General features: G+C 73.2%; 17 protein-coding genes and 1 riboswitch. Of the genes, 5 read left to right on the top strand and 12 right to left on the bottom strand.

Going from position 1 to position 24,335, the window contains the following annotated elements:
• Window positions 1–14: 14 nt before the first annotated feature.
• Together uvrA and N555_RS0112375 are read right to left on the bottom strand one after the other, a co-directional pair.
• Complete coding sequence (gene uvrA, locus N555_RS0112380; RefSeq protein WP_029431807.1) at window positions 15–2,906, bottom strand: excinuclease ABC subunit UvrA; 2,892 nt, start codon at window positions 2,904–2,906, stop codon at window positions 15–17.
• Window positions 2,907–2,988: 82 nt separating this feature from the next.
• A complete protein-coding gene (locus N555_RS0112375; protein ID WP_051684023.1) occupies window positions 2,989–4,407 on the bottom strand; it encodes an amidase in 1,419 nt (472 codons plus the stop codon).
• A gap of 49 nt (window positions 4,408–4,456) precedes the next feature.
• Between N555_RS0112375 and N555_RS0112370 the strand changes: the two genes are divergently transcribed.
• Window positions 4,457–5,125, top strand: a complete 669-nt coding sequence (locus N555_RS0112370) for an MBL fold metallo-hydrolase (protein ID WP_029431805.1) — start codon at window positions 4,457–4,459, stop codon at window positions 5,123–5,125.
• 144 nt (window positions 5,126–5,269) lie between these two features.
• On the opposite strand, the gene N555_RS0112365 is transcribed toward N555_RS0112370, so the two are convergent.
• The 10 genes from N555_RS0112365 to uvrB all read right to left on the bottom strand — a co-directional run bounded on the left by N555_RS0112365 (window position 5,270) and on the right by uvrB (window position 16,555).
• Window positions 5,270–6,304 carry a hypothetical protein gene (locus tag N555_RS0112365; protein ID WP_156036342.1) on the bottom strand — a complete coding sequence of 345 codons (1,035 nt, stop codon included), beginning with the start codon at window positions 6,302–6,304 and terminating at the stop codon, window positions 5,270–5,272.
• 107 nt (window positions 6,305–6,411) lie between these two features.
• Window positions 6,412–7,263 carry a hypothetical protein gene (locus tag N555_RS0112360; protein WP_156036341.1) on the bottom strand — a complete coding sequence of 284 codons (852 nt, stop codon included), beginning with the start codon at window positions 7,261–7,263 and terminating at the stop codon, window positions 6,412–6,414.
• A gap of 229 nt (window positions 7,264–7,492) precedes the next feature.
• Window positions 7,493–9,019: a hypothetical protein gene (locus N555_RS0112355; protein WP_029431802.1), complete on the bottom strand. Its 1,527-nt coding sequence runs from the start codon at window positions 9,017–9,019 to the stop codon at window positions 7,493–7,495.
• 58 nt (window positions 9,020–9,077) lie between these two features.
• Window positions 9,078–9,368 (bottom strand): hypothetical protein, encoded by a 291-nt coding sequence (locus tag N555_RS0112350; RefSeq protein WP_029431801.1) that lies wholly within the window; start codon window positions 9,366–9,368, stop codon window positions 9,078–9,080.
• Window positions 9,369–9,377: 9 nt separating this feature from the next.
• Window positions 9,378–11,084, bottom strand: coding sequence for a S9 family peptidase (locus N555_RS0112345; RefSeq protein ID WP_051684022.1), 1,707 nt, complete (start codon window positions 11,082–11,084; stop codon window positions 9,378–9,380).
• A gap of 25 nt (window positions 11,085–11,109) precedes the next feature.
• Window positions 11,110–12,213: a TerC family protein gene (locus N555_RS0112340; protein WP_034510331.1), complete on the bottom strand. Its 1,104-nt coding sequence runs from the start codon at window positions 12,211–12,213 to the stop codon at window positions 11,110–11,112.
• Window positions 12,214–12,216: 3 nt separating this feature from the next.
• Window positions 12,217–12,777: a hypothetical protein gene (locus tag N555_RS0112335; protein WP_029431798.1), complete on the bottom strand. Its 561-nt coding sequence runs from the start codon at window positions 12,775–12,777 to the stop codon at window positions 12,217–12,219.
• Window positions 12,774–13,808, bottom strand: coding sequence for a TerC family protein (locus tag N555_RS0112330; protein WP_029431797.1), 1,035 nt, complete (start codon window positions 13,806–13,808; stop codon window positions 12,774–12,776). Before N555_RS0112330 ends, N555_RS0112335 begins: the two co-directional genes overlap by 4 nt.
• A gap of 259 nt (window positions 13,809–14,067) precedes the next feature.
• Window positions 14,068–14,409 (bottom strand): MmcQ/YjbR family DNA-binding protein, encoded by a 342-nt coding sequence (locus tag N555_RS0112325; protein WP_029431796.1) that lies wholly within the window; start codon window positions 14,407–14,409, stop codon window positions 14,068–14,070.
• A gap of 13 nt (window positions 14,410–14,422) precedes the next feature.
• Entirely contained in the window at window positions 14,423–16,555 is a 2,133-nt protein-coding gene (gene uvrB / locus N555_RS0112320) for an excinuclease ABC subunit UvrB (RefSeq protein WP_029431795.1), read from the bottom strand.
• A gap of 458 nt (window positions 16,556–17,013) precedes the next feature.
• On the opposite strand from uvrB, the gene glgX reads away from it, so the two are divergent.
• The 4 genes from glgX (at window position 17,014) to treZ (ending at window position 24,335) form a co-directional block, all read left to right on the top strand.
• Window positions 17,014–19,119 carry a glycogen debranching protein GlgX gene (gene glgX, locus N555_RS0112315; protein WP_029431794.1) on the top strand — a complete coding sequence of 702 codons (2,106 nt, stop codon included), beginning with the start codon at window positions 17,014–17,016 and terminating at the stop codon, window positions 19,117–19,119.
• Window positions 19,116–21,446, top strand: coding sequence for a malto-oligosyltrehalose synthase (gene treY / locus N555_RS0112310; RefSeq protein ID WP_029431793.1), 2,331 nt, complete (start codon window positions 19,116–19,118; stop codon window positions 21,444–21,446). Before glgX ends, treY begins: the two co-directional genes overlap by 4 nt.
• Before the next feature lie 168 nt (window positions 21,447–21,614).
• Window positions 21,615–21,803, top strand: a riboswitch (cyclic di-AMP (ydaO/yuaA leader).
• A 3-nt stretch (window positions 21,804–21,806) separates the two neighbouring features.
• Window positions 21,807–22,409, top strand: coding sequence for a LysM peptidoglycan-binding domain-containing protein (locus tag N555_RS29115; RefSeq protein ID WP_029431792.1), 603 nt, complete (start codon window positions 21,807–21,809; stop codon window positions 22,407–22,409).
• A gap of 171 nt (window positions 22,410–22,580) precedes the next feature.
• Window positions 22,581–24,335: a malto-oligosyltrehalose trehalohydrolase gene (treZ, locus tag N555_RS0112300; protein ID WP_029431791.1), complete on the top strand. Its 1,755-nt coding sequence runs from the start codon at window positions 22,581–22,583 to the stop codon at window positions 24,333–24,335.

Raw genomic sequence — 24,335 nt, 5'->3', positions numbered from 1 at the left:
CCGGCCTCCACCGGCTAGCTGGCCTTCTTGCGAGTCCGCTTCTTCGGCGCGGCGGCGGCCTCGACGGCGTCGGCGTCCAGCAGCGGACGCAGGTACCGGCCGGTGTGGCTCTCCTCCACCGTCGCGAGGAACTCCGGCGGCCCCTCGGCGACGACCGTGCCGCCGCGGAACCCGCCCTCGGGACCCATGTCGATCAGCCAGTCGGCGCTCTTGATCACGTCGAGGTTGTGCTCGATGACGATGACCGAGTTGCCCTTCTCGACCAGGCCCTGGAGCACCAGCAGCAGCTTGCGGATGTCCTCGAAGTGCAGGCCGGTGGTGGGCTCGTCGAGGACGTAGATGCTGCGGCCGTTGCTGCGCTTCTGCAGCTCGCTGGCCAGCTTGACACGCTGCGCCTCGCCGCCGGAGAGCGTGGTGGCCGGCTGCCCGAGCCGCACGTAGCCCAGCCCCACCTCGGTGAGGGTGCGCAGGTAGCGGGCGATCGAGGGGATGGCGGCGAAGAAGTCCGCGGCCTCCTCGATGGGCATGTCGAGCACCTCGGCGACCGTCTTGCCCTTGTAGTGCACCTCGAGGGTCTCCCGGTTGAACCGGGCGCCCTTGCAGACCTCGCACGGCACGTAGACGTCGGGCAGGAAGTTCATCTCGATCTTCAGCGTGCCGTCGCCCGAGCAGGCCTCGCAGCGGCCGCCCTTGACGTTGAAGGAGAAGCGGCCGGGCAGGTAGCCCCGCATCTTCGCCTCGGTCGTCTGCGCGAACAGCTTGCGGACGGCGTCCCAGACCCCGGTGTACGTGGCGGGGTTCGACCGCGGGGTGCGGCCGATCGGCGACTGGTCGACGTGCACCACCTTGTCCAGGTGCTCCAGGCCGGTGATGGTGCGGTGCCGGCCGGGCACCTGCCGCGCACGGTTCAGCTCGTTGGCCAGCACCGTGTAGAGGATGTCGTTGACCAGGCTCGACTTGCCGGAGCCGGAGACACCGGTGACGCCGACGAGCACGCCCAGCGGGAACGTGACGTCGATGCCCTTGAGGTTGTGCTCCCGCGCGCCCTTGACCACCAGCTCCCGGCCGGGCGTGGGCTCGCGCCGCTTCGCCGGGACGGTGATCTCCTTGCGGCCGGACAGGTACTGGCCGGTGAGCGACCGCTCGCTGGCCAGCAGGTCGGCGACGGTGCCGCTCACCACGACCTCGCCGCCGTGCTCGCCGGCGCCCGGGCCGATGTCGACCACCCAGTCGGCGATCTTGATCGTGTCCTCGTCGTGCTCGACGACGATGAGCGTGTTGCCCATGTCCCGCAGCCGGATCAGCGTCTCGATGAGCCGGGTGTTGTCCCGCTGGTGCAGGCCGATCGACGGCTCGTCGAGGACGTAGAGGACGCCGACCAGCCCCGAGCCGATCTGGGTGGCCAGCCGGATCCGCTGGGCCTCACCACCGGCCAGGGTGGCGGCGGGTCGGTCGAGCGACAGGTAGTCCAGCCCGACGTCGACCAGGAACGACAGCCGTGCCTGGATCTCCTTGAGCACCCGGTCGGCGATCGCCCGCTCCCGCTCCCCCAGCACGAGGGAGTTCAGCCACTCCGACGCCTCGCCGATCGACAGCCCGGTCACCTCGGCGATCGACCGGTCCATGAGCTTGACGGCGAGGATCTCCGGCTTGAGCCGGGTGCCGTGGCAGACGGGGCACGGGACGTCCCGCATGTAGCCCTCGTACTTGTCCTTCATGTAGTCGCTGTCGGTGTCCTCGTGCCGGCGCTCCAGGAACGGCAGGACACCCTCGAACGCGGCGTAGTAGCTGCGCTCGCGGCCGTAACGGTTCTTGTAGCGGACGTGCACCTGGTCCGGCGAGCCGTGCAGCACGGCCTTCTGCACCTTGGCGGGCAGCCGCTCCCACGGGTCGTCCATCGAGAAGCCGAGCTGCTGCGACAGGCCAGTGAGCAGGCGGAGGAAGTACTCGTTGCTCATCGAGCCGGCCCACGGCGCGATCGCCCCCTGCGCCAGGCTCTTCCCCGGGTCGGGGACCACCAGCTCCGGGTCGACCTCCTTGCGGGTGCCGATGCCGGTGCACTCGGGGCAGGCGCCGAACGGGCTGTTGAACGAGAAGCTGCGCGGCTCCAGGGCCTCGAACGACAGCCCGTCGTCGACGCAGGCCAGGTGCTCGGAGAACGTGCGCTCGCGGTGCTGGTCGCCCTCCGGCAGGTCGACGAACTCGAGGACGACGAGGCCGCCGGCCAGCCCGAGCGCGGTCTCCACCGAGTCGGTGAGCCGGCGCTTGGCGCTCTCCTTGACGGTGAGCCGGTCGACGATCACCTCGATGGAGTGCTTCTCCTGCTTCTTGAGCTTCGGCGGCTCGGTCAGCGGGTGCACGGTGCCGTCGACCCGGACGCGGGAGAAGCCCTGGGTCTGCAGCGAGCTGAACAGGTCGACGTACTCGCCCTTGCGGGCCCGGACCACCGGGGCCAGGACCTGGAACCGGGTGCCCTCCTCCATGGCGAGCACCTGGTCGACGATCTGCTGCGGGGTCTGCCGGGAGATCGGCTTGCCGCAGTTGGGGCAGTGCGGCTGGCCGGCCCGCGCGTAGAGCAGGCGCAGGTAGTCGTAGACCTCGGTGATCGTGCCGACGGTCGACCGCGGGTTGCGGTTGGTCGACTTCTGGTCGATCGAGACCGCGGGCGACAGGCCCTCGATGAAGTCGACGTCCGGCTTGTCCATCTGGCCGAGGAACTGCCGGGCGTAGGCCGACAGCGACTCGACGTAGCGCCGCTGGCCCTCGGCGAAGATCGTGTCGAACGCGAGGCTCGACTTGCCCGAGCCCGACAGTCCGGTGAAGACGATCAGCGCATCGCGCGGCAGGTCGAGGTCGACGTCCTTGAGGTTGTGCTCGCGGGCGCCGCGGACGACGAGGCGGTCCATGGGTGTCCTGTCGGTCGGTGTGCTCGGGTGGTCGGCCGGGGCCGCGTCGGCGGGAGGGGGCAGCCGTGCAGAACAGAGCTGCTCAGGCGGCCGCCGCGGCCGGCGACGGGAGGGGGTCGAAGACCGGCGCGTGACGGCGCCACGGCCGCCGGCGTTCCAGATCTCCGGCCAGCCAGAGTAGTCGTCCTTCGGCTCCCGGGGGGCCGACCAGCTGGACCGCCAGGGGCCACCCCTCGGGCCGGGTGCCGGCCGGGACCGACGCCGCCGGGACACCCGCGAGGTTCCACGGCGAGGCGAACGGGGCCCACCGCGCGTTGGCCGTCACGTTGGCCAGGAAACCGCGCTCGTGCCACGGCCGCGCGGCCAGCGGCGGGCCGGTGGTCACCGGGGTGAGCAGCACGTCGACGTCGGCGAAGAAGGCCTCCGTGCGGGCGCGGAACCGGTCGGCCGGCCCCGGCCGGACCAGGTCGAGCCGGCGGGCGGCGCGGCCCAGCCGGGCGTGGGTGCGGCTGCGCGGCTCCAGCGCCGCACGCGAGAGACCGAGGAACTCCGCGTCGTCCTCCGCGCCGGCGAACCAGCGGACCAGCCCGGCGACGGCGGCCTCGGTCGGGACGACCAGGTCGCGCCGGACGACGCTGTGCCCCGCCTGCCGCAGCAGCTCGGCGGTCTCCTCCACCGCCGCGCGGGCGGCGCGGTCTGCCCGCACCCCCGGCACCGGCGACCGGAGGCTGACCGCGATCCGCAGCGGCCCCGGATCGGCCGGCGCCGCGGGCTCCTCCCCCGCCAGCACGGCGAGGGCGAGGGCCTGGTCGGCCACGGTGGTGGTGAGCGCGCCGTTGACGGCCATGCCCGACCAGTCGTCGGCGCCGATGCCGCCGGGCAGCACGCCCCGGCCGGGCTTGACGGTGACCAGGCCGCAGGCGGCGGCGGGCAGCCGCAGCGAGCCCATGCCGTCGTTGCCGTGCGCGAGCGGGACCACGCCCGCGGCGACCGCGGCGGCGCTGCCCCCGGAGCTGCCGGCCGGCGAGCGAGCGGTGTCCCAGGGGTTGCGGGCGACCGCGCCGGCGGAGTCGGTCGAGGCGTACAGGCACAGCTCCGGCACGCGGGTGATGCCGAGCACGACGGCGCCGGCCTCCCGCAGCCGGGAGACGACCGGGTGGTCCGCGGTCGCCGGGACGGGCCGGCCGGCGGACGAGCCGTCGGTGGCGATCTCGCCGGCGACGGCGACGTTGTCCTTGATCGCCACGGGGACACCGGCCAGGGGCAGCCGGGCCCGGTCGGGCGACGCGTCGACCGCCGCCGCCTCGGCCAGCGCCGCCTCGCGGCGGACCACCCGGAAGGCGCCGATCCGCGGCTCGACCGCGTCGAGGTGGGCCAGGTGCGCGCGCACCACCTCGACGGCGGTGAGCTCCCCCGACCGCACGCGGGCGGCGATCTCGGTCGCGGGCAGCCCCACCAGCGGACGGGGGGTGGAGCCGGGCAGACCTCCGCTAGCGTCCATGCCCAGGACCGTAGCCGCGGCCGCCGACAGTTCCCGGAGGGAGTCGAGGATGAGCACCGATCCGTACACCGGGGCCGTCACGGTGGGTGGCCCGGCCGCCGTCCGCGAGCTGCCGGGGCTGACCGTCGCCAAGCTCGCCGTCGGCGAGATGGACAACAACGCCTACCTCCTGCGCGACGAGGCGACCGGCGAGGCGCTGCTCATCGACGCGGCCACCGACGCCGAGGCGCTGCTGGCGCTGATCGGGGACGCCGACCTGCGCACCGTCGTCACCTCGCACGGGCACTGGGACCACCACCGCGCCCTGCCGGAGGTGGTCGCCGCGACCGGAGCGCTGACCGTCGCCCACCCCGCCGACGCCGCGGACCTGCCGGTGCCGGTCGAGCGCCCGGTGCAGCACGGCGACACCGTCCGCGTGGGCGAGCACGACCTCGAGGTGATCCACCTCCGCGGGCACACGCCGGGCAGCATCGCGCTGTTGTGGCGCGGGCGCGGGGACACCGGCCCGCACCTGTTCACCGGCGACTGCCTGTTCCCCGGCGGGGTCGGCAACACCCAGAAGGACCCGGCCCGTTTCACCAGCCTGCTGGACGACGTCGAGGAGCGGCTCTTCCGGCCGCTGCCCGACGAGACCTGGGTCTACCCCGGCCACGGCGGGGACACCACGCTCGGCGCCGAGCGGCCGGCCCTCGCGGAGTGGCGCGCCCGCGGCTGGTGACTCGTCGTCGAGCCGCCGGGGAGCTCTGCCACCGACGGTGGAACCGTCCCCGATGAGGCGTCCGCCAGGCAACGGTCCCGTCCCACAGCGATCCGAGCACCGACCCAGGCCTCCCACGCGAGCCCTGATGTCCGACCGCCCCACTCAGCGTGAGCCGAGCCAGCAGCGAGCGGACTGCTGGTCCTGCTGCCGCTGGACGCACCCGGTGACGACCGTGTCGCTCGCGTCGAACGTCAGCTGCACCTGCGGCTCGTAGAGCTGCACGAAGAGGTCGGCCGGCACCTCCAGGACCTGCGAGCTCATCGGCCCGTCGGGTCCGGCGAACCACCGGCGGACCGACCCCGCGCTCTCGAGGACGAACAACTGGCCCGCCGAACCTCGCGCCGTCGGCTCGGGCGCCGTCGCCAGGTCGGGATACCTCAGGTACGGCCCCCTCTCCACCCAGCCGGAGGAGGCAGACCACACCGGCCCCGGAGCGGTGCCCCCGCCGGCTTGCACGCCACCACCCGTGCACGCCTGCCAGTAGATCTCGTCGTAGGTCAGGCCTCGACGAGTGTCCGGCACCGGCGCCCACACACCGTCGACCAACCGCCGGATCTCGACGTCGAACACCGGACCGGGACCTTCCGCGGGGATGAGTATCTCGCCGGCCAGGTAGGCCTCGTCCACCACCGCGAGGGTGTAGAGCCCGTCCGCGAGGACGCAGACGAGGCCACCTGGCTCATCCGCCTCGGCGACAGTGGTTCCTCCGGTCGTGACGTCGTACCCGATCAACTGCCCACCGGTGTCGACCCAGACGACGTCCTCCTGGACGCCGATCAGCTCGATCCCACTGCCCTGTCCGACGATCTCGAGGCCGCCGAACTCACGGGCGAACTCGTCCTCGGCGACCGTCGCGCCCGCGGCGTCCACGACCAGCACCTTGACCGCTCGCGCCTCGCACTCCTCCGCCGCGCAGGCGCGGCGCGTGACGACGACGCCGTCGCCGTAGGCCGCCATGGCGAACTCCTGACCGGGCAGGCGGACGACGTCGGTGGACCGGCCGGTGTGGTCGATCCGCGAGAGCGCAGCGCGGTCGCCGTCCGCCCTCAGGACCCACGCCTGCCCCTCCCCCGCGACCAGTGCGATGAGCGACTCGACGTCGAAGGTCGCCGCGAACTCGCTCGGCACGCTGGGCACGGCCGGCTCCTGCGCGTCGCCCCCGCCTCCGGTGCACGCAGACGTCGCGATGAGGACGCCCACGGCTCCCGCGACGAGCAGGCCGGGGACTCGTCGGGGAGCTCGGGTCATCGCGAACCGATCCAGCACCGGGCGGACGGCCACTCGTGCGTGATGCACCCGACGAGGACGGTCGGGCTGGCGTCGAACAGCAGCATCGGCGTCGGGCCGTGGTCCTGGGAGAAGACGTCGGCCGGCACCTCGAGGGGCTCCTCCTCACGCGGCGCCCCCGCGGAGCCGACAACGCGTCGGATCTGACCGGGTGCGTCGAGGACGAACACCTGGTCCCCCTGGCCGAAGGCGACCGCCTCGGGGGCGCGTTCGAAACTCGGCGGGCTCAGATACGGCCTCGGGTCCGGGTAGCCGGGGAACGCGGGATACCAGTCCTCACCCGGGTCCTGCGGACGGTCGGAGCTCGTCTCCCCCGTGCCCGGGTCCCAGGACACGAACGTCTCGGCGGACATCGGCAGGATGTCGGAGGTCTCCAGCCAGACCGCGTCCCCGTCCACCCCGAGGATGTCGACCGAGTCGCAGGTGCCCGACTCGCAGTAGGGAGCCCCCTCCCTGCGCGCGATCTCCTCCTCGGCCACGGTCTCCCCGGCCCGGTCCAGCACCCGCACCTCGGCCACGGTGTCCTCGCAGTCGTCACCGTCGCACCTGACGCGCGCCACGACGACGCCGTCGCCATAGGTCGCCATCCCGTGCCGCAGACCCGTCAGCCGCGCGACCTCGGTCAGCTCCCCGGTGTGGTCGAGCCGGGAGACCGAGGCGCCGCCGTCCACCTCCGACAGGATCCACGCCGCGCCGGCGCCGGCCACGACCTGCAGCGCGCGGTCGACCTCCGCCGTCGCCGCGAATTCCGCCGGCGGGCTGGGGACCACCGGGGCGTCGACATCGGCGCCACCCCCACACGCCGGCACCAGGGCGAGGGCACACGCGGAGAACCCCCACAGGAGCCTGTGTCCTCCTTGACGAGACATCGGGCCTCCACAGTTGTGAGTCGGGCGAGTTCTACCGCACCCCGCGACGAGGAGGGACGGGCGATGCAGAACAGCAACCCAGACGGAGAACGCCGTGGTCAGCGGCGCGACACCGATGTCGGGGCGGGCTCGGCCCGTGAGTCGCCTGAGCGGCGCAGTGAGCGAGCGCCTACGTGGGCCGCGGCCCGGCCGTCGCCGTGACCCGGTAGACCGCGCCGACGTCCGTGCGTCCGACGGCGGTCAGCTCGACGTCGTCGCGCAGGTCCGCCGGGGTCAGGTGGTAGTCCGACGCCGGACGGTCGAACCAGACGAGGTAGGTGGGCCCCGCCCGCACCGCCGCGCGGAGGGCGTCCAGGTCGTGCGGCGGCACCCGGTCCGAGGCGTGGTAATGCTCACGCGGGCTCTCCGAGACCGCCCGACCGGTCAGGAACCAGACGCCCCAGGGGTCGTCGCTGACGACGGTGGCGCCGGACGGTACGGCCGCCACCAGGTCGCGGCTGTCCGCCGACTGCCACGGTCCGCGGGTGAACGACAGCGCGTCCTCGCCGGCCGCCGACACCTGCCGCACCGTGGCCGGGAGGAGGCACCAGGCCGCGACTCCGACCATCGCCGCCGCGCAGAGCAGCCGCCCCGGCCGGGGCAGCCGGTCCAGGACGAGGTCCGCGGACACGGCGAGGGCCGCGACCAGCGGGACGACCAGCGGGGACAGCAGCCGCAGGCCCAGCACGTTGACGTTCGCGCCGGCGGTCATCGCGACGAGGACGGCGAAGGACAGGACCACCGCCCCGGCCGCGACGCCCAGCACGGCGGCGCGCGGGTCCGCCGGCCCGGCCCGGCGGGCCGCGACCGCGAGCGCGGCGACCCCGGCGACCAGCAGCGCCGTCGACCACAGCCGCGCGTCGAGGGAGAGGTCGCCGGGCGTCAGCCAGCGCGCGACCGTGGTGACCCCGCCGGTGAGGACGTCCCGGACGGAGAGCGCGTTGGCCACCCGCTCACCGGAGGGGTCGCCGGTCAGCGCGACGTTGCGGAGCAGCCAGCCGCCGACGGGGACGGCGTAGGCGACGCCGAAGAGGATCCCGGCACGGATCCGCTGCGGCCACGGGACGGGCCGCAGCAGGAGCACGGCGACCGCGACCGGCAGCAGGGAGACGCCCGCGTAGCGCACCAGCGTCGCCGCGGCGGCGACGAGCCCGGCCGCGACCACCCACCGGGCCGGCGCCCGCCCCGTCGCGGCGATCCGCCCGAGCAGGGCCAGGAGGACGGCGGACAGCAGGATGTACAGCGGCTCCGACCACAACCACCCGTGAACGGCGAGCAGCGGCGCCGAGACGGCGGCGGCACCCGCGGCGGTGACCGCGACCGCCCGGCGCACGTAGCGGTCCAGCACCCAGCCGAGCCCGAGGACGACGGCGGCGAGACACACGAGGTTCAGCGCACGCGCCGCCCCGACGGCGAACCCGCCGTGCGCGGGGAGCGCCAGCAGCCACGACAGGCCGGGGGCGTAGAGCGACTGCGGCCGGCCGTCCAGGCCGACGACGCCGTGACCGGAGGCGACGCCGTCGGCGGCCGCGAGGTAGGCGACCGAGTCGGGGCTGAGGCCGAGCCCGTCCCGTCGGGTGGACACCAGGACCAGGAGCGGGGCCAGGAGCGCGGGTCCGGCGAAGGCGGCTGCTCGCTGGAGACCGGCCCGGGACACCTCCCGAGTGTCGGACCGGGGGCGGCGGCCGGCACCTCCGCGCGGCCACCCCGAGCGGCTAGCCCTCGTCGTCCTCGTCGAAGAGCGCGACCAGCTCGTCGGCGGTCCCGGCCACGTGCAGCGGCACGACCGAGACCAGCCACTCGGGTCGCCGCTGGTCGACGTCGACGGCGAGGTTCCACGCGGAGTGGGCGGTGAGCGGACCGAAGCAGGCGTCGTCGCCGTCGTCCTCCACGGCCACCTCGACCAGCCACGTGTCGGACAGGTCCGCGGCCAGCTCCGCGAAGTCGGGCTCGGAGCCGTCCTCCGGCTCGGGCAGGTCGGCCGCGACGGGATAGATGAGCGCCATGCCGGAACGCTAGTGGGTCCGGCGACCCCGGTGCCGGTCCGCGGCGCCCAGCTGCCGGGCCCACCAGCGCAGCAGGTGCTCGTGTCGGGCCACCCGGGCGGCCGTCCGGCCGGATCGGGCGAGGTCGGCTCCCTCCGCGGGGAACAGCAGGAGCTCGGTGTCCACGCCCCGGCGCTCGAGCTCGGCCGAGAAGGCGATCCCCGGCCCCCGCAGGTCCCGCTCCCCGCAGACCACCAGGGTCGGCGCGGCGACGGCGTCGGCCGGCGGGTCGTCCGGCGGCGCGAACTCGAGGACGGCGGCGGCGAACCGGTCGCTGCGGCGGATCAGCTCGACGGCGAGCGCGCCGCCGGCCACGCCGACCCGGCCGGCGTCGAGTCGCGGGTCCTCGAGGGCCGCGTCGAGGAGGGCGAGGACGGCGTCGGCGTCGCCCTCGTCGGCCTGCACGACCGCCAGCCCCCCGGTGACGGCGACCTGGACGTCGTCATCCAGGACCCAGCCCCCGTTTCCGGGGCGGACGTGCAGGAGGACCGGGTGCGGACCCGCGCCGGGGGGCACGGTGACCCGGCCGGCTGCCGGGGAGCCGTCGGCGGCCGACGCCGCGAGGGGCGTGGCCCGGTGCACCCGGCCGGTCGCCGCGAGGGGGCTGCCGAACGCGGTCAGCAGCCGCCGCCTCCCGGGCGTGACGGCGATGAGCTCCCCCGCCGACCCGTCGTGGCCGACCGTCGCGACGACGACGCCCCCCGCCGACGCCACCCCGCGCACCGTGAACGGGCCCTCGACGAGGACCTCGGGGTCGCCCCCGGCCGGGAGCAACCGCAGCAGCTCCACCGCCCCCCGCCGCGCGACGCCGACCAGGATGCCGCGCCCGTCGACCAGCGGCCCCGCCACCACTGCCCCGTGCACCGGTACCGGCTCGGGGGTGCCCCCGTCGACCGGCACCCGGCAGAGGGAGGCCTCCCCCGGCGCGTCCGCGGTGACCAGCCACACGTGGTCCCCGCTGGGCGCCCAGGCCGGGCTGCCGCCCACCGCCGCGCCGGAGACGAGCCGGCGTGCGTCGGAGCCGTCCGCGCGGACGACGACCAGGTCGGCAAGGGACCCTGCGGCGCGGCGGGCGACGACGGCGAGCGCCGCGCCGTCAGGACTCCAGGTCACCCCGGTGCAGTCGTCGTCCGGGTCGCCGACGAGCCGCGGCACCGGGAGGACGGCGTCGTCGTCGGCGAGCAGGTCGGGGAGGTCGAGGACGTGCACCGAGCTCCGCCGGTCGGCGAGCGGGCCGAGGTCGTCCGGACGGGACCGCCGCGGGGTGATCAGCCGCGGGGCGTCGGGGTCCGCGGGGCCGCCGGTCGGCGCGGTCCAGGCCAGTCGCCGCGAGTCCGGGGACCACACCGGCGCCCCGGCGCCGAGCGGAGCGCCGGTCAGCCGCCGCGGCGCGCCCCCGGCGGTGGGCAGGACGTGCACCTGGGGCGGCCCGCTGTCCGCCGCCGCGAGATAGGCCAGCCATCGCCCGTCCGGTGAGAACGCCGGGTGGCTGGCGCAGCCCCCGGAGGTGAGCGGCCGGGCCGGCGCCGACGCGTCGGTGGGCACCGCCCAGAGCCGGCCGCGGTACCCGTTCTCCCCGACGTCGGGCCGGGTCACCGCGACGACGGCGATCCGCCCGTCCGGCGCGACCGCCGGGATGCCCGGCGTGCGCAGGAGGGCCAGGTCGTCGGGACGCACGGGCGCCGACGCTAGCGGGCCGGGATCAGCCCTGCCGACGTCCGTCCTGGCCGATCTCCTCCGCCACCGCGGCGTTCGTGGACTCCGCCTCCGCCGAGGCCGCCGGGCCGACGGCGGTGGTCGTGTCGGCGACGTCGGCGGTCTCGGCCGCCTCGGTGGAGAACTGCCCCCGGGTCTTGACCAGGCTGGCCACGGTCGCGATCAGGATGACGCCGAGGATGATCGTCAGGGACAGCCAGATGGGGATCGTGGGCACCGACTCGATGTGCTCCCCGCCGTTGATGAACGGCAGCGTGTTGTCGTGCAGCGCCTCCATCACCAGCTTGACGCCGATGAAGGCGAGGATCACGGCCAGGCCCAGCGAGAGGTAGACCAGCCGCTGGAGGAGGCCACCGAGCAGGAAGTACAGCTGCCGCAGGCCCATCAGCGCGAAGACGTTCGCCGTGAAGACGATGAACGGCTCCTTGGTCAGGCCGAAGATCGCCGGGATGCTGTCGAGGGCGAAGATCAGATCCGTGGTGCCCAGCGCCAGGAAGACGATGATCATCGGGGTCCAGAACTTCTTGCCGTTCTCCAGGACCCGCAGCTTCGCGCCGTGGAACTCCCCGGTGATCGGCAGCACCCGGCGCATCGACCGGATGAACGCGTTCTCCTCGAAGTCCTCCTCCTCGCCACGGTTCCGCACGAGGTTGATCGCGGTGTACACGAGGAACGCGCCGAAGATGTAGAAGACCCAGGTGAACCGGGTGATCAGCGCGGCGCCGAGCAGGATGAAGATCCCGCGCAGGACGAGCGCGATGATGATCCCCACCATCAGCACTTCCTGCTGCAGCGGCCGGGGCACCCGGAACCGCGCCATGATGATCACGAAGACGAACAGGTTGTCGACCGAGAGCGAGTACTCGGTCAGCCAGCCGGCGTAGAACTCCGTGCCGAACTGCGAATCGGTGATCGCCCACAGCACCGCGCCGAAGACCAGCGCCAGGCCCACGTAGAAGCCGACCCAGAGGCCGGCCTCCTTCATGGAGGGTTCGTGCGGGCGGCGGGCGACGATGACCAGGTCGGCCAGGAGCAGAGCGGTGAGCCCCACGAAGGTCGCGATCTCGAACCAGACGGGGAGCTCATGCACGGGTCAGGACTCTACGGGCCGAGGGGTGCCGGGACCCGGCGGGAGTCGTTTTCGCGACACCGCGTGCGGATCCTCGGAGGCGTTCTCCAGAGCCTCCGCGAGCGCCCGGACGGCGGCGCGCAGCACGGCCGTGTCCCGGGGGCCGAGCACGCCGACCAGGGAGTCCAGCGCCCGGATGCGCAGGCCCTCCGCCTGCTGCAGCACGGCCCGGCCGGACTGGGTGACCTCGAGGACCGTGGCGCCGGCCGCGCCCGCCGGGGCGGCGGGGTGCCGGCCCCGCCGGAGCAGGCCCCGGCGGAGCAGTGCCTCGGTGGTCGCGTCACCGGCGTCGTCCACCTGACCGCTGCGCCGGGCGACCGCCCGGGGGTGCCGGGCGCCCTCCGCGACGGCCAGCAGCGCCGCCAGCTCCCCGCGGCGCAGCCCGGTGGCCTCCTCCACCCGCTCGACCACGCGGTCGGTGGCGCGGAAGACGTCGGTGAGCTCGTCGGCGAGCTCGAGGACGGTCCCCAGCCGGGCGCCGGGGACCTCGGCCGACCGCGACCGGCCCAGCTGCGGCGCCGTCACCGGGACTCCCCGGCCGGCTCGACGGCGGGAGACTCGGCCGGCGCCTCCGCGGCGGCGGCGCGGGTCCGGCGGTCCTTGCGGAGGCTGGCGACCGTGGTGACGAGCAGCGTCCCGAGGATGACCGCGAGCGACAGCCAGGTGGGCACCTCGGGGATCAGGGTGATGTGCTCGCCCCCGTTGACGAACGACAGCTCGTTGGTGTGCAGCGCGTGGATGACGAGCTTGGCGCCGATGAAGCCGAGGATGACCGCCAGGCCGTAGGCCAGGTAGACGAGCCGGTCGAGCAGGCCGTCGATGAGGAAGAAGAGCTGGCGCAGACCCAGCAGGGAGAACGCGTTGGCGGCGAACACCAGGTAGGTCTCCTGGGTCAGGCCGAAGATCGCCGGGATGGAGTCGACGGCGAAGATGACGTCGGCGCTGCCGATCGCGATGAGCGCGATCATCAGCGGGGTGATGAACCGCTTGCCGTCGACCTTCGTGACCAGCCGGTCGGAGTGGTACTCCGTGGTGGTCGGCAGCACCCGGCGCACGAGCCGCAGGACGCTGTTCTCCTCGTAGTGGTCGTCGCCGCTGTGCCCGCCGCTCTTGGCCTGGACGTACGCGGTGTAGATCAAGATCGCGCCGAAGAGGTAGAAGACCCAGCTGAAGTTCTCGATGGCCGCGGCGCCGACGAGGATGAAGACGGTGCGAAGCACCAGCGCGAAGGCGATGCCGAACAGCAGCACCTTCTGCTGCAGCTGCCGGGGCACCGCGAAGCTGGCCATGATCAGGACGAAGACGAAGAGGTTGTCCACCGAGAGGCTCTTCTCGGTGATGTAGCCGGCGAAGTACTCGCCGCCGTACTGGGGCCCGGCGAACCAGAGGACGCCGAGCCCGAACAGGACGGCGATCCCGACGTAGACGCCCGACCAGGTCGCGGACTCCCGCAGCGTGGGGGCGTGCGGGGTGCGCACGTGGCCGACGAAGTCGAAGACGATCATCGCCACGACGCCGGCGACGGTCAGGGCCCAGACCCAGGTGGGGACGTCCATGCGTGTTTCCTCCGGTCGACAGAGAGGTGTCGGTACCGGAGGTCTCTCCCGCCGCGAGCCCAGGGCCTCGTGACCGGCAGCGCCGGAGGTCATCGGACCTCGTACTGACGACACTGCCGCGTAGGGATACTCCCCTCCACGTGAGCCCGCCCGCTGCGTCGTCCCGGGGCGCGGAGCATCGGGCCGTCGCGTCAGGCGGTCTCAGAGGGGAGAACGCCGCGGGCCGGCGTCGAGTTCCCGCCGGCCGGTGACCTCCCTCTCAGGTGGGCCGCCTGCTCTTCGGCAGCGCCTGGACGATCGCGTCGTAGGAGGTGTCGATGAGCTCGCGCACGTCGTCGTCGGGCACCGGCCCGGTGAAGTCGACGGCGTTCCAGCCGTACCGGCCGATGTAGGCGCTCACCGTCACCGCGCCGGGGTAGCGGTCCCGCCACTCCGCGGCCTCGGCGGAGTCGCGGCCGCACTTCACCCCGACGGTGCGGGGGCCGAGGAAGGCGAACGCCTTGCCGCCGACCTTGGCCACGAGCTCGACCTCCCCCCAGGGGTAGGTCTCCTCCGCCCCCGGCTTGGCCAGGCAGTGGGCGACGAGTTCCTCCCGGTCCACGAGCACCTCCCTGCTAGGCGTGCGCGGCGTCGAACTGGCGGAGCTCCTTCTTCAGCTCCTGCAGCTCGTCGCGCAGCCGGGCCGCCACCTCGAACTGCAGCTCCCGGGCGGCGGACAGCATCTGCTCGTTCATCTGCGTGATGAGGTCGGCCAGCTCGTTGCGCGGCAGGCCCTCGACGTCGATCGACCCGGCCTTCCCCTTGCCCTTGGCCGCCTGCGCCTTCGACGACAGCCCCGGCACCGGCGACTTCCCGCGGGACTGCTGCCGCCCGGAGCCGCCGAGCAGCTCGCCGGCCGCGCCGTCCTCGGCCTCGCGGTAGATGCCGTCGAGGATGTCGACGATCTTCTTGCGCAGCGGCTGCGGGTCGATGCCGTGCTCGGTGTTGTAGGCGACCTGCTTCTCGCGGCGCCGGTTGGTCTCGTCGATCGCTTGCGCCATCGACGGGGTGATCTTGTCGGCGTACATGTGCACCTGGCCGGAGACGTTGCGGGCCGCACGCCCGATCGTCTGGATCAGGGAGGTGCCCGACCGGAGGAAGCCCTCCTTGTCCGCGTCGAGGATCGCGACCAGCGAGACCTCGGGCAGGTCGAGACCCTCGCGCAGCAGGTTGATGCCGATCAGGACGTCGTACTCGCCCTGCCGCAGCTCGCGCAGCAGCTCCACCCGGCGGAGCGTGTCGACCTCGGAGTGCAGGTACCGGACCTTGATGCCCATCTCGAGCAGGTAGTCGGTGAGGTCCTCGGCCATCTTCTTGGTCAGCGTGGTGACCAGGACCCGCTCGTCCTTGTCCGTCCGCACCCGGATCTCGTGGACCAGGTCGTCGATCTGGCCCTTCGTCGGCTTCACCACGACCTCGGGGTCGATGAGCCCGGTGGGCCGGATGACCTGCTCGACGAACTCGCCACCGGTGCGGCCGAGCTCGTAGTTGCCCGGCGTCGCCGAGAGGTAGACGACCTGGCCGATCCGGTCGGTGAACTCCTCCCACTTCAGCGGCCGGTTGTCCATCGCCGAGGGCAGCCGGAAGCCGTGCTCCACGAGGGTGCGCTTGCGGCTCATGTCGCCCTCGTACATGCCGCCGATCTGCGGCACCGTCACGTGCGACTCGTCGATGACCAGCAGGAAGTCGTCGGGGAAGTAGTCGAGCAGGCAGGAGCCGGCCGAGCCCGGCGCGCGGCCGTCGATGTGCCGGGAGTAGTTCTCGATGCCGGAGCAGAAGCCGACCTGGCGCATCATCTCGATGTCGTAGGTGGTGCGCATGCGCAGCCGCTGGGCCTCCAGGAGCTTGCCCTGCCGCTCCATCTCGGCCAGCCGCTGCTCGAGCTCGGCCTCGATCGACACGATCGCCCGCTCCATGCGGTCCGGGCCCGCGGCGTAGTGCGTGGCGGGGAAGACGAACATCTCGTCGACCTCGCGCACGACCTCACCGGTCAGCGGGTGCAGGTAGTACAGCCGCTCCACCTCGTCGCCGAACATCTCGATCCGGACGGCGAGCTCCTCGTAGACCGGGAAGACCTCGATCGTGTCGCCGCGCACCCGGAACGTGCCGCGGGTGAAGGAGAGGTCGTTGCGGGTGTACTGCTCGGTGACGAGGGTGCGCAGCAGGTCGTCGCGGTCGCGCTCCTCCCCCACCTTGATCTTCAGTGCCCGCTCGACGTACTCCTCGGGCGTGCCGAGGCCGTAGATGCAGGACACCGTGGCGACCACGATCACGTCGCGCCGGGTGAAGAGGCTGTTGGTGGCCGAGTGCCGCAGCCGCTCGACCTCCTCGTTGACCGAGGAGTCCTTCTCGATGTAGGTGTCCGTCTGCGGGACGTAGGCCTCGGGCTGGTAGTAGTCGTAGTAGCTGACGAAGTACTCGACCGCGTTGTCCGGGAAGAGCTCCTTGAACTCGTTGGCCAGCTGCGCGGCGAGGGTCTTGTTCGGGGCCATCACCAGGGTGGGCCGCTGCACCTGCTCGATCAGCCAGGCGGTGGTCGCCGACTTCCCGGTGCCGGTGGCGCCGAGCAGGACCGTGTGCTCGTCGCCCGCGTTCACCCGCTCGGTCAGCGCCTTGATCGCCGCCGGCTGGTCGCCGGAGGGCTGGAAGTCGCTGACGACGCGGAAGCGCCCCCGCGTGGGCCGCTTGAGGTCGGTCTTCGCTCGCACGCGACGACGGTACGACGGGGGTGCGACAGAACGGCGGGTGTGACGGACGACGCCGGTGCGACGGCCGTGCCGGATGGGACCGGGCAGTTGCGCGCGGGGGCCGGGAGTGCTCGTCATCGGGCGCCGGGACCGATAGTGTCCCGCGCGCAGGAGCGGTTCCGGCCGGGGACCAGCGCCACCCGGGTCCACCGGGCGAGGTCGGACCCCGGCGGGACCGCCCCTTCTGCGTACGACGCCCCTCACGGCACCGCCGTGGGGGGCGTCGTACGTCCGCGCCCGGTGACCGGCGCGATGACGCTCCGGAACGTGTCGCTTCCGACATCTCCGGGAGGTGTGCCGGGCTCCCGGCGGGGGCATCCGGCTGCCGGGGCGGCATCGCCCCGACCTCCTGCCGACGGCCGCGGCGGGAGGCCACCGCCCCCGGAGACGACGGGGGCACACCGCAGGAGGATCCCCGCATGACCCAGGTGTGGCCCGGCAGCGCCTACCCGTTGGGTGCCACCTACGACGGCACCGGCACGAACTTCGCCATCTTCAGCGAGGTCGCCGAGAAGATCGAGCTCTGCCTGTTCGACGACGCGGGCAACGAGGAGCGGATCCGGCTCCCCGAGATGGACGGGTACGTCTGGCACGCCTTCCTCCCCGGCATCCAGCCCGGGCAGCGCTACGGCTTCCGCGTGTACGGCCCCTACGAGCCGGAGAACGGGCACCGCTGCAACCCGAACAAGCTGCTGCTGGACCCCTACGCGAAGGCCATCGACGGCTCGATCGACTGGGACGAGGCCTGCTTCGGATACCGGTTCGAGTCCGGTGACCGCAACGACGACGACTCCGCGCCGCACATGCCGAAGTCCGTCGTCGTCAACCCGTACTTCGACTGGGGCGTCGACCGGCCGCCGAAGACCCCCTACAACAGGACCGTCATCTACGAGGCCCACGTGAAGGGCCTGACGATGACCCACCCCCGGGTGCCCGACGAGCTGCGCGGCACCTACGCCGGCATCGCCCACCCCGCGGTGATCGAGCACCTGCAGGACCTCGGGATCACCGCGATCGAGCTCATGCCGGTGCACCAGTTCGTCCAGGACGACACGCTCCTGCAGAAGGGCCTGCGCAACTACTGGGGCTACAACACGATCGGCTTCTTCGCCCCGCACAACGAGTACGCCCAGAACAGCGACGGCCAGCAGGTGCAGGAGTTCAAGGGCATGGTCCGGGCCCTGCACGAGGCGGGCATCGAGGTCATCCTCGACGTCGTCTACAACCACACGGCCGAGGGCAACCACATGGGCCCGACGCTGTCCATGAAGGGCATCGACAACCGGACGTACTACCGGCTGGTCGAGGGCGACGAGCAGTACTACATGGACACCACGGGCACCGGGAACTCGCTCAACGTCCGGGTGCCGCAGTCGCTGCAGCTGATCATGGACTCGCTGCGCTACTGGGTCACCGAGATGCACGTCGACGGCTTCCGCTTCGACCTCGCCTCCACCCTGGCCCGCCAGTTCCACGAGGTGGACCGCCTCTCGGCGTTCTTCGACCTGGTCCACCAGGACCCGGTCGTCAGCCAGGTCAAGCTCATCGCCGAGCCCTGGGACGTCGGCGACGGCGGGTACCAGGTCGGCAACTTCCCCGCGCTGTGGACCGAGTGGAACGGCAAGTACCGCGACACCGTCCGCGACTTCTGGCGCGGCGAGGACGCCACCATCGGCGAGTTCGCCAGCCGGATCTCGGGCTCGGCCGACCTCTACAAGCACTCGGGCCGGCGCCCGGTGGCGAGCATCAACTTCGTCACCGCGCACGACGGCTTCACGATGCGCGACCTCGTCTCCTACAACGAGAAGCACAACGAGGCCAACGGCGAGGGCAACAACGACGGCGAGAGCCACAACCGCAGCTGGAACCACGGCGCGGAGGGCCCCACCGACGACCCGGAGATCCTGGCGCTGCGGGCCCGTCAGCAGCGGAACTTCCTGGTCACCCTGATGCTCAGCCAGGGCGTGCCCATGCTGCTGCACGGCGACGAGCTGGGCCGGACGCAGAACGGCAACAACAACGGCTACTGCCAGGACTCCGAGCTGACCTGGATCGACTGGGAGAGCGTCGACGAGGGGCTGCTGGAGTTCACCAAGCTGGTGACCAAGCTCCGCAGCGACCACCCGACGTTCCGCCGTCGGCGGTTCTTCCACGGCCGGCCGGTGCGCCGTGCCGAGGGCGACCCGGTGCAGGACGTCGCCTGGTTCACCCCCGGCGGCGAGGTCATGGAGGACGAGGACTGGGACGTCGGCTTCGCGAAGTCGCTGGCCATGTACCTCAACGGCCACGGCATCCGCGAGACCGACGAGCGCGGCGAGGACGTCGTCGACGACTGCTTCTACCTGGCCTTCAACGCCTCCTCCGAGCCGATCGAGTTCACCGCCCCGCCGTCGGAGTACGCCGAGGGCTGGACGGTCGTGGTGGACACCGCGGAGCTCGGTGCGGTCGAGCCGGTCGAGCTCAAGGCCGGCGAGACGCTGACCGTGCAGGCCCGCTCCACCGTGGTGCTGCAGGCCGCCGCATGACGTCGACGCCCGACCGCCGCGCCGTCCCGACGGCGACCTACCGGCTGCAGGTGACCGCCGACTTCACCCTCGACGACGCGGCCGCCGTCGTCGACCACCTGGCGGCCCTCGGGGTCAGCCACGCGTACTCCTCGCCGCTGCTGCGGTCGGCGGCGGGGAGCACGCACGGCTACGACACCGTCGACCACGAGCACGTCGACGAGGCCCGCGGCGGCCGCGAGGGCCTCGACCGGCTGGTGGCCGCGCTGCACGAGCGGGGCCTGGGCCTGGTGCTCGACCTGGTGCCCAACCACATGGGCGTCGCCGACCCGGCCGAGGCCCCGTGGTGGTGGGACGTGCTGCAGCACGGCCGGGACAGCCAGCACGCGGCGGCCTTCGACATCGACTGGGACTTCGGCGGCGGGAAGGTGCGCCTCCCCGTCCTGGGGTCGGCCGACGACCTGGAGAAGCTGGAGGTGGTGGACGGCGAGCTGCGCTACTACGACAACCGCTTCCCGCTCGCCCCGGGCACGGAGCAGGGCACCCCGCAGGAGGTGCACGCCCGCCAGAACTACGAGCTGGTCGACTGGCGGCGCGCGGACGCCGACCTGAACTACCGGCGGTTCTTCGCGATCAACACCCTCGCCGGGCTGCGCGCGGAGGACTCGGAGGTGTTCGCGGCCACGCACCGGCTGGTGCTGGAGCTGGTCGAGTCCGGTGCGGTCGACGGCCTGCGGATCGACCATCCCGACGGGCTGGCAGATCCCAGGGCATACCTGGAAAGACTTGCCCGGCTGTCCGGTGACCGGTGGACGGTCGTGGAGAAGATCCTCGAGCCCGGGGAGGACCTGCCGGAGGGCTGGGCGACCGCGGGGACGACCGGCTACGACGCGCTGAGCGAGGTCGACCAGGTGCTGGTCGACCCGGCGGGCGAGGCGGCGCTGACCGCACTGGACACCGAGCTGGCCGGTGCGCCCGTGGACTACGCGCAACTGGTGCACGACTCCAAGCGCGAGGTCACCGACGGCATCCTCGGCTCGGAGGTCAACCGGCTCGTCCGCGTGATCGGCGAGCTGCCGGGGGTCGAGACGGCACAGCAGACCGAGGCGCTGGCCGAGCTACTGGCCTCCTTCGACGTCTACCGCAGCTACCTGCCCGACGGCCGCGAGCACCTGGACGCGACCGTGGCCGCGGTCCGCGAGCGGCGGCCGGACCTCACCGCGGCGCTGGACGCCCTGCACCCGGTGCTGGCCTCGGCCGGGACGGAGGCGGCCACCCGCTTCGAGCAGACCAGCGGCCCGGTCATGGCCAAGGGCGTCGAGGACAGCGCCTACTACCGGTGGGCCCGCTTCGCGATGCTCAACGAGGTCGGTGGCGACCCGGCGCGGTTCGGCAGCTCCGTCGAGGAGTTCCACGCGGCGCAGGCACACCGGCTGGAGCGCAAGCCGCTGGCGATGACGACGCTGTCGACCCACGACACCAAGCGCAGCGAGGACACCCGCGCGCGGCTCGCCGTCCTGGCCGAGCTGCCGGACGAGTGGGCGGGTCTGGTGCGCGGCCTGCTCGACCGCCACCCCCTCCCCGACCGGCCCCTGGCGCACCTGGTGTGGCAGAACCTGGTCGGCGCCTGGCCGCTGTCCCGGGAGCGGGCGCAGGCGTTCGCCGAGAAGGCGGCCCGCGAGGCGGGCCTCTCGACGACCTGGACCGACCAGGACGAGGCGTTCGAGGCGCAGCTGCACGCGATGGTCGACGCGGCGTTCGACGACCCGGCGACGACGGCCGAGCTGGACGCCTTCGTCGAGCGGATCGCGCTGCCCGGCTGGTCGAACTCGCTGACGCAGAAGCTGGTGCAGTTGACCCTCCCCGGGGTGCCGGACGTCTACCAGGGCACCGAGCTGTGGGACCACTCCCTGGTCGACCCGGACAACCGCCGGCCGGTCGACTACGACCTGCGCCGGCAGCTGCTGGGCCGGCTCGACGAGGGCTGGGTGCCGCCGGTCGACGAGACCGGCGCGGCCAAGCTCCTGGTCGTCTCCCGAGTGCTGCGGCTGCGCCGGGACTCCCCCGAGCTGTTCGCCGGCTACACGCCGGTGACCGCGACCGGTCCGGCGGCGCAGCACGTCGTCGCCTTCGACCGGGGCGCCGAGGGCAGCGAGGGTGCGGTGACGGTCGCGACGCGGCTGCCGGTCGGGCTCGCCCGCAGCGGCTGGGGGGACACCGCGGTCGCGCTGCCCACCGGCGCCTGGCGCGACGTGCTCACCGGCGAGCGGCTCGTCTCCGACGCCGCCGGGCTCCGGGCCGACGCCGTGCTGGCCGCCCTCCCGGTGGCGCTCCTCGTCCACGAGTGAGACCGGACTCACACCGTTCGGCGGGGGCGACGACGTGACCAGCGGGTCGGTCCGTCGCCGCCTCCGCCCCGCCGGGCGTGTCGGTACGGAACGCCTGGGACTCGGGAGGCCTCGGCGTGATCCCGCCGTTACCTTGGCCCGGCGCCCGCTCGTCCGAGAACGTGCGCCGGATCCGGTCCGCTGAACCCCGTCCCCCGGAGTCCGTCACCTCCTGCACCACCGGGACGGGGGTGGGGGACCCACGTTTCCGGCGCCTGCCGACGCGCAGGCGCCTCGGGGTGAAGCCGCGTCCGCGCGGCCGGGCACCGATTCGCCCGAACCCGACAGCTCACCCCGCAAGCGGTGATCGGAGGATCACCCATGTCCACGTCCACTCCCCGCACCGCTGTCCGCCGCACCCTGCGCGGCGGCGCCGTCGCCGTCGGCGCGGCAGCCATCGGCCTCGGCGTCCTCGCCGCACCGGCCTCCGCCGCGCCGGCCCACGACTGGAGCGGTGTCGCCCAGTGCGAGTCCGGCGGCAACTGGCACATCAACACCGGCAACGGCTACTACGGCGGCCTCCAGTTCGGCCAGCAGACCTGGGCCGGCCACGGCGGCACGGCCTTCGCCCCGCGCGCCGACCTGGCCACCCCCGCCCAGCAGATCGAGGTCGCCGAGCGGGTGCTCGCCACCCAGGGCGTGGGCGCGTGGCCCACCTGCGGCCGGCGCCTGCAGAACGGGACCACCCCGGCCGCGGCCGCCCCGGCACCCGCCGCGGCTCCCGCCCCCGCCGCCGCGCCCGCCCCGGCGCCAACCGCCGCGCCCTCGGGCGGCGGTTCCTACGTGGTCCGCGCGGGCGACACGCTCGGCAAGATCGCCGCGACCCAGCGGGTCAGCGGCGGGTGGCAGGCCCTGTGGGCGAAGAACCGCGGCACCGTCGCGAACCCGAACCGCATCCACGTCGGCCAGGTGCTCGCCGTCTGAGCGCGTGAGCCGGGGGTCCGGCCGGTCCGCCGGCCGGACCCCCGTGTGAGCGGCGGCGCGACGGGGCATGTCGAAGGACCTCCCTGCCCCCCCACCACTCGCACGCTCGCGGCGGGACCCTGCAGGGAGGCCACTCACCGTCCGACCTGCCCGTTCCTGGAGGATGCCCGCATGCCCGAGCCCGTCGAGTTCGCCGTCTGGGCGCCGGTCCCGTCCCGGGTCCGGCTCCAGGTCGAGGGCGCCGTCCACGACATGCAGCGGGACGACGACGGCTGGTGGCGCACCGCGGTCGAGGCCTCCCCCGAGGCCGACTACGGGTTCCTGCTGGACGACGACGACACTCCCCGGCCGGACCCTCGGTCGCGCCGTCAGCCCGAGGGCGTGCACGGGCTCTCCCGCCGCTACGACCCGGCCTCGTACGGCTGGGCCGACGGGGCGTGGACCGGCCGTCCGCTGGCCGGCGGCGTGGTCTACGAGTTGCACGTCGGCACGTTCACCCCCGAGGGCACGCTCGACGCGGCGATCGGGAAGCTGGACCACCTCGTCGAGCTCGGCGTCGACTTCGTGGAGCTGCTACCGGTCAACGGCTTCAACGGCACGCACAACTGGGGCTACGACGGCGTCCTCTGGTACGCGGTCCAGGAGGAGTACGGCGGCCCGGCCGGCTACCAGCGGTTCGTCGACGCCTGCCACCAGCGCGGGCTGGGCGTGATCCAGGACGTCGTCTACAACCACCTCGGCCCGTCCGGGAACTACCTGCCGCTGTTCATGCCGATCTTCGCCGAGGGCGGCGCCAACACCTGGGGCAACTCGGTCAACCTGTCGGGGCCGGACTCCGACGAGGTGCGCCGCTACATCATCGACAACGCGCTGATGTGGCTGCGGGACATGCACGTCGACGGGCTGCGGCTGGACGCCGTCCACGCGCTGGTCGACGAGCGGGCCACCCACGTGCTGGAGGAGATGGCGCAGGAGGTCGACAAGCTCTCGGTCGCCGTCGGCCGGCCGCTGACCCTGATCGCCGAGAGCGACCTGAACGACCCGCGCATGGTGACCCCGCGGGTGGCCGGCGGTCTCGGGCTGACCGCGCAGTGGAGCGACGACTTCCACCACTCCCTGCACTCGGTCCTGACCGGCGAGGGGCAGGGCTACTACGCCGACTTCGCAGAGGCCGGTCTGGGCGGGCTGGCCAAGACACTGACCGGCGCCTTCTTCCACGACGGCGCGTGGTCGTCGTTCCGCCGCCGGCACCACGGCCGGGCGGTCGACACCGCCCTGCTGCCGGGCTGGAAGTTCCTCGGCTACCTGCAGGACCACGACCAGATCGGCAACCGCGCCGTCGGCGACCGCATCTCGGCGTCGGTCTCCCCCGGCCTGCTCGCCGTGGGCGCGACCATCGTGCTGACCAGCCCGTTCACGCCGATGCTGTTCATGGGCGAGGAGTGGGGCGCGAGCACGCCGTGGCAGTTCTTCACCAGCCACCCCGAGCCGGAGCTGGGCGAGGCGACGGCGAAGGGCCGGATCGGCGAGTTCGCCGAGCACGGCTGGGACGCCGACGTGGTGCCCGACCCGCAGGACCCGGAGACGTTCACCCGGTCGAAGCTGGACTGGTCCGAGCCCGCCCGGGAGCCGCACGACCGGCTGCTGGCGGTCACCCGGGCCCTGCTCGCCCTGCGCAAGGCCGAGCCGGACCTGGTCGACCCGGACCTGTCGAGCGTGCAGGTCGGCTGGGACGACGACGACCGGTGGCTGGTCGTGCACCGTGGCGCGCTGCGGGTCGTGGCCAACCTGTCCGGCGAGCCGCGCGAGGTGGAGCTGGACCGGACGGCCACCGGGGTGCTCTTCTCCACCGGTGACGACCCCGATCTGGACGGACCGACCGTGACACTGCCGCCGGAGAGCGCCGCCGTGCTCACCACCACCTGA

This window comes from Blastococcus sp. URHD0036 (genome assembly GCF_000701365.1).
In the GTDB taxonomy this organism is placed as follows: Bacteria; Actinomycetota; Actinomycetes; order Mycobacteriales; family Geodermatophilaceae; genus Trujillonella.
Note: the sequence above shows the minus strand (reverse complement) of the source record. Positions and strands in the feature narration are given on the sequence as shown.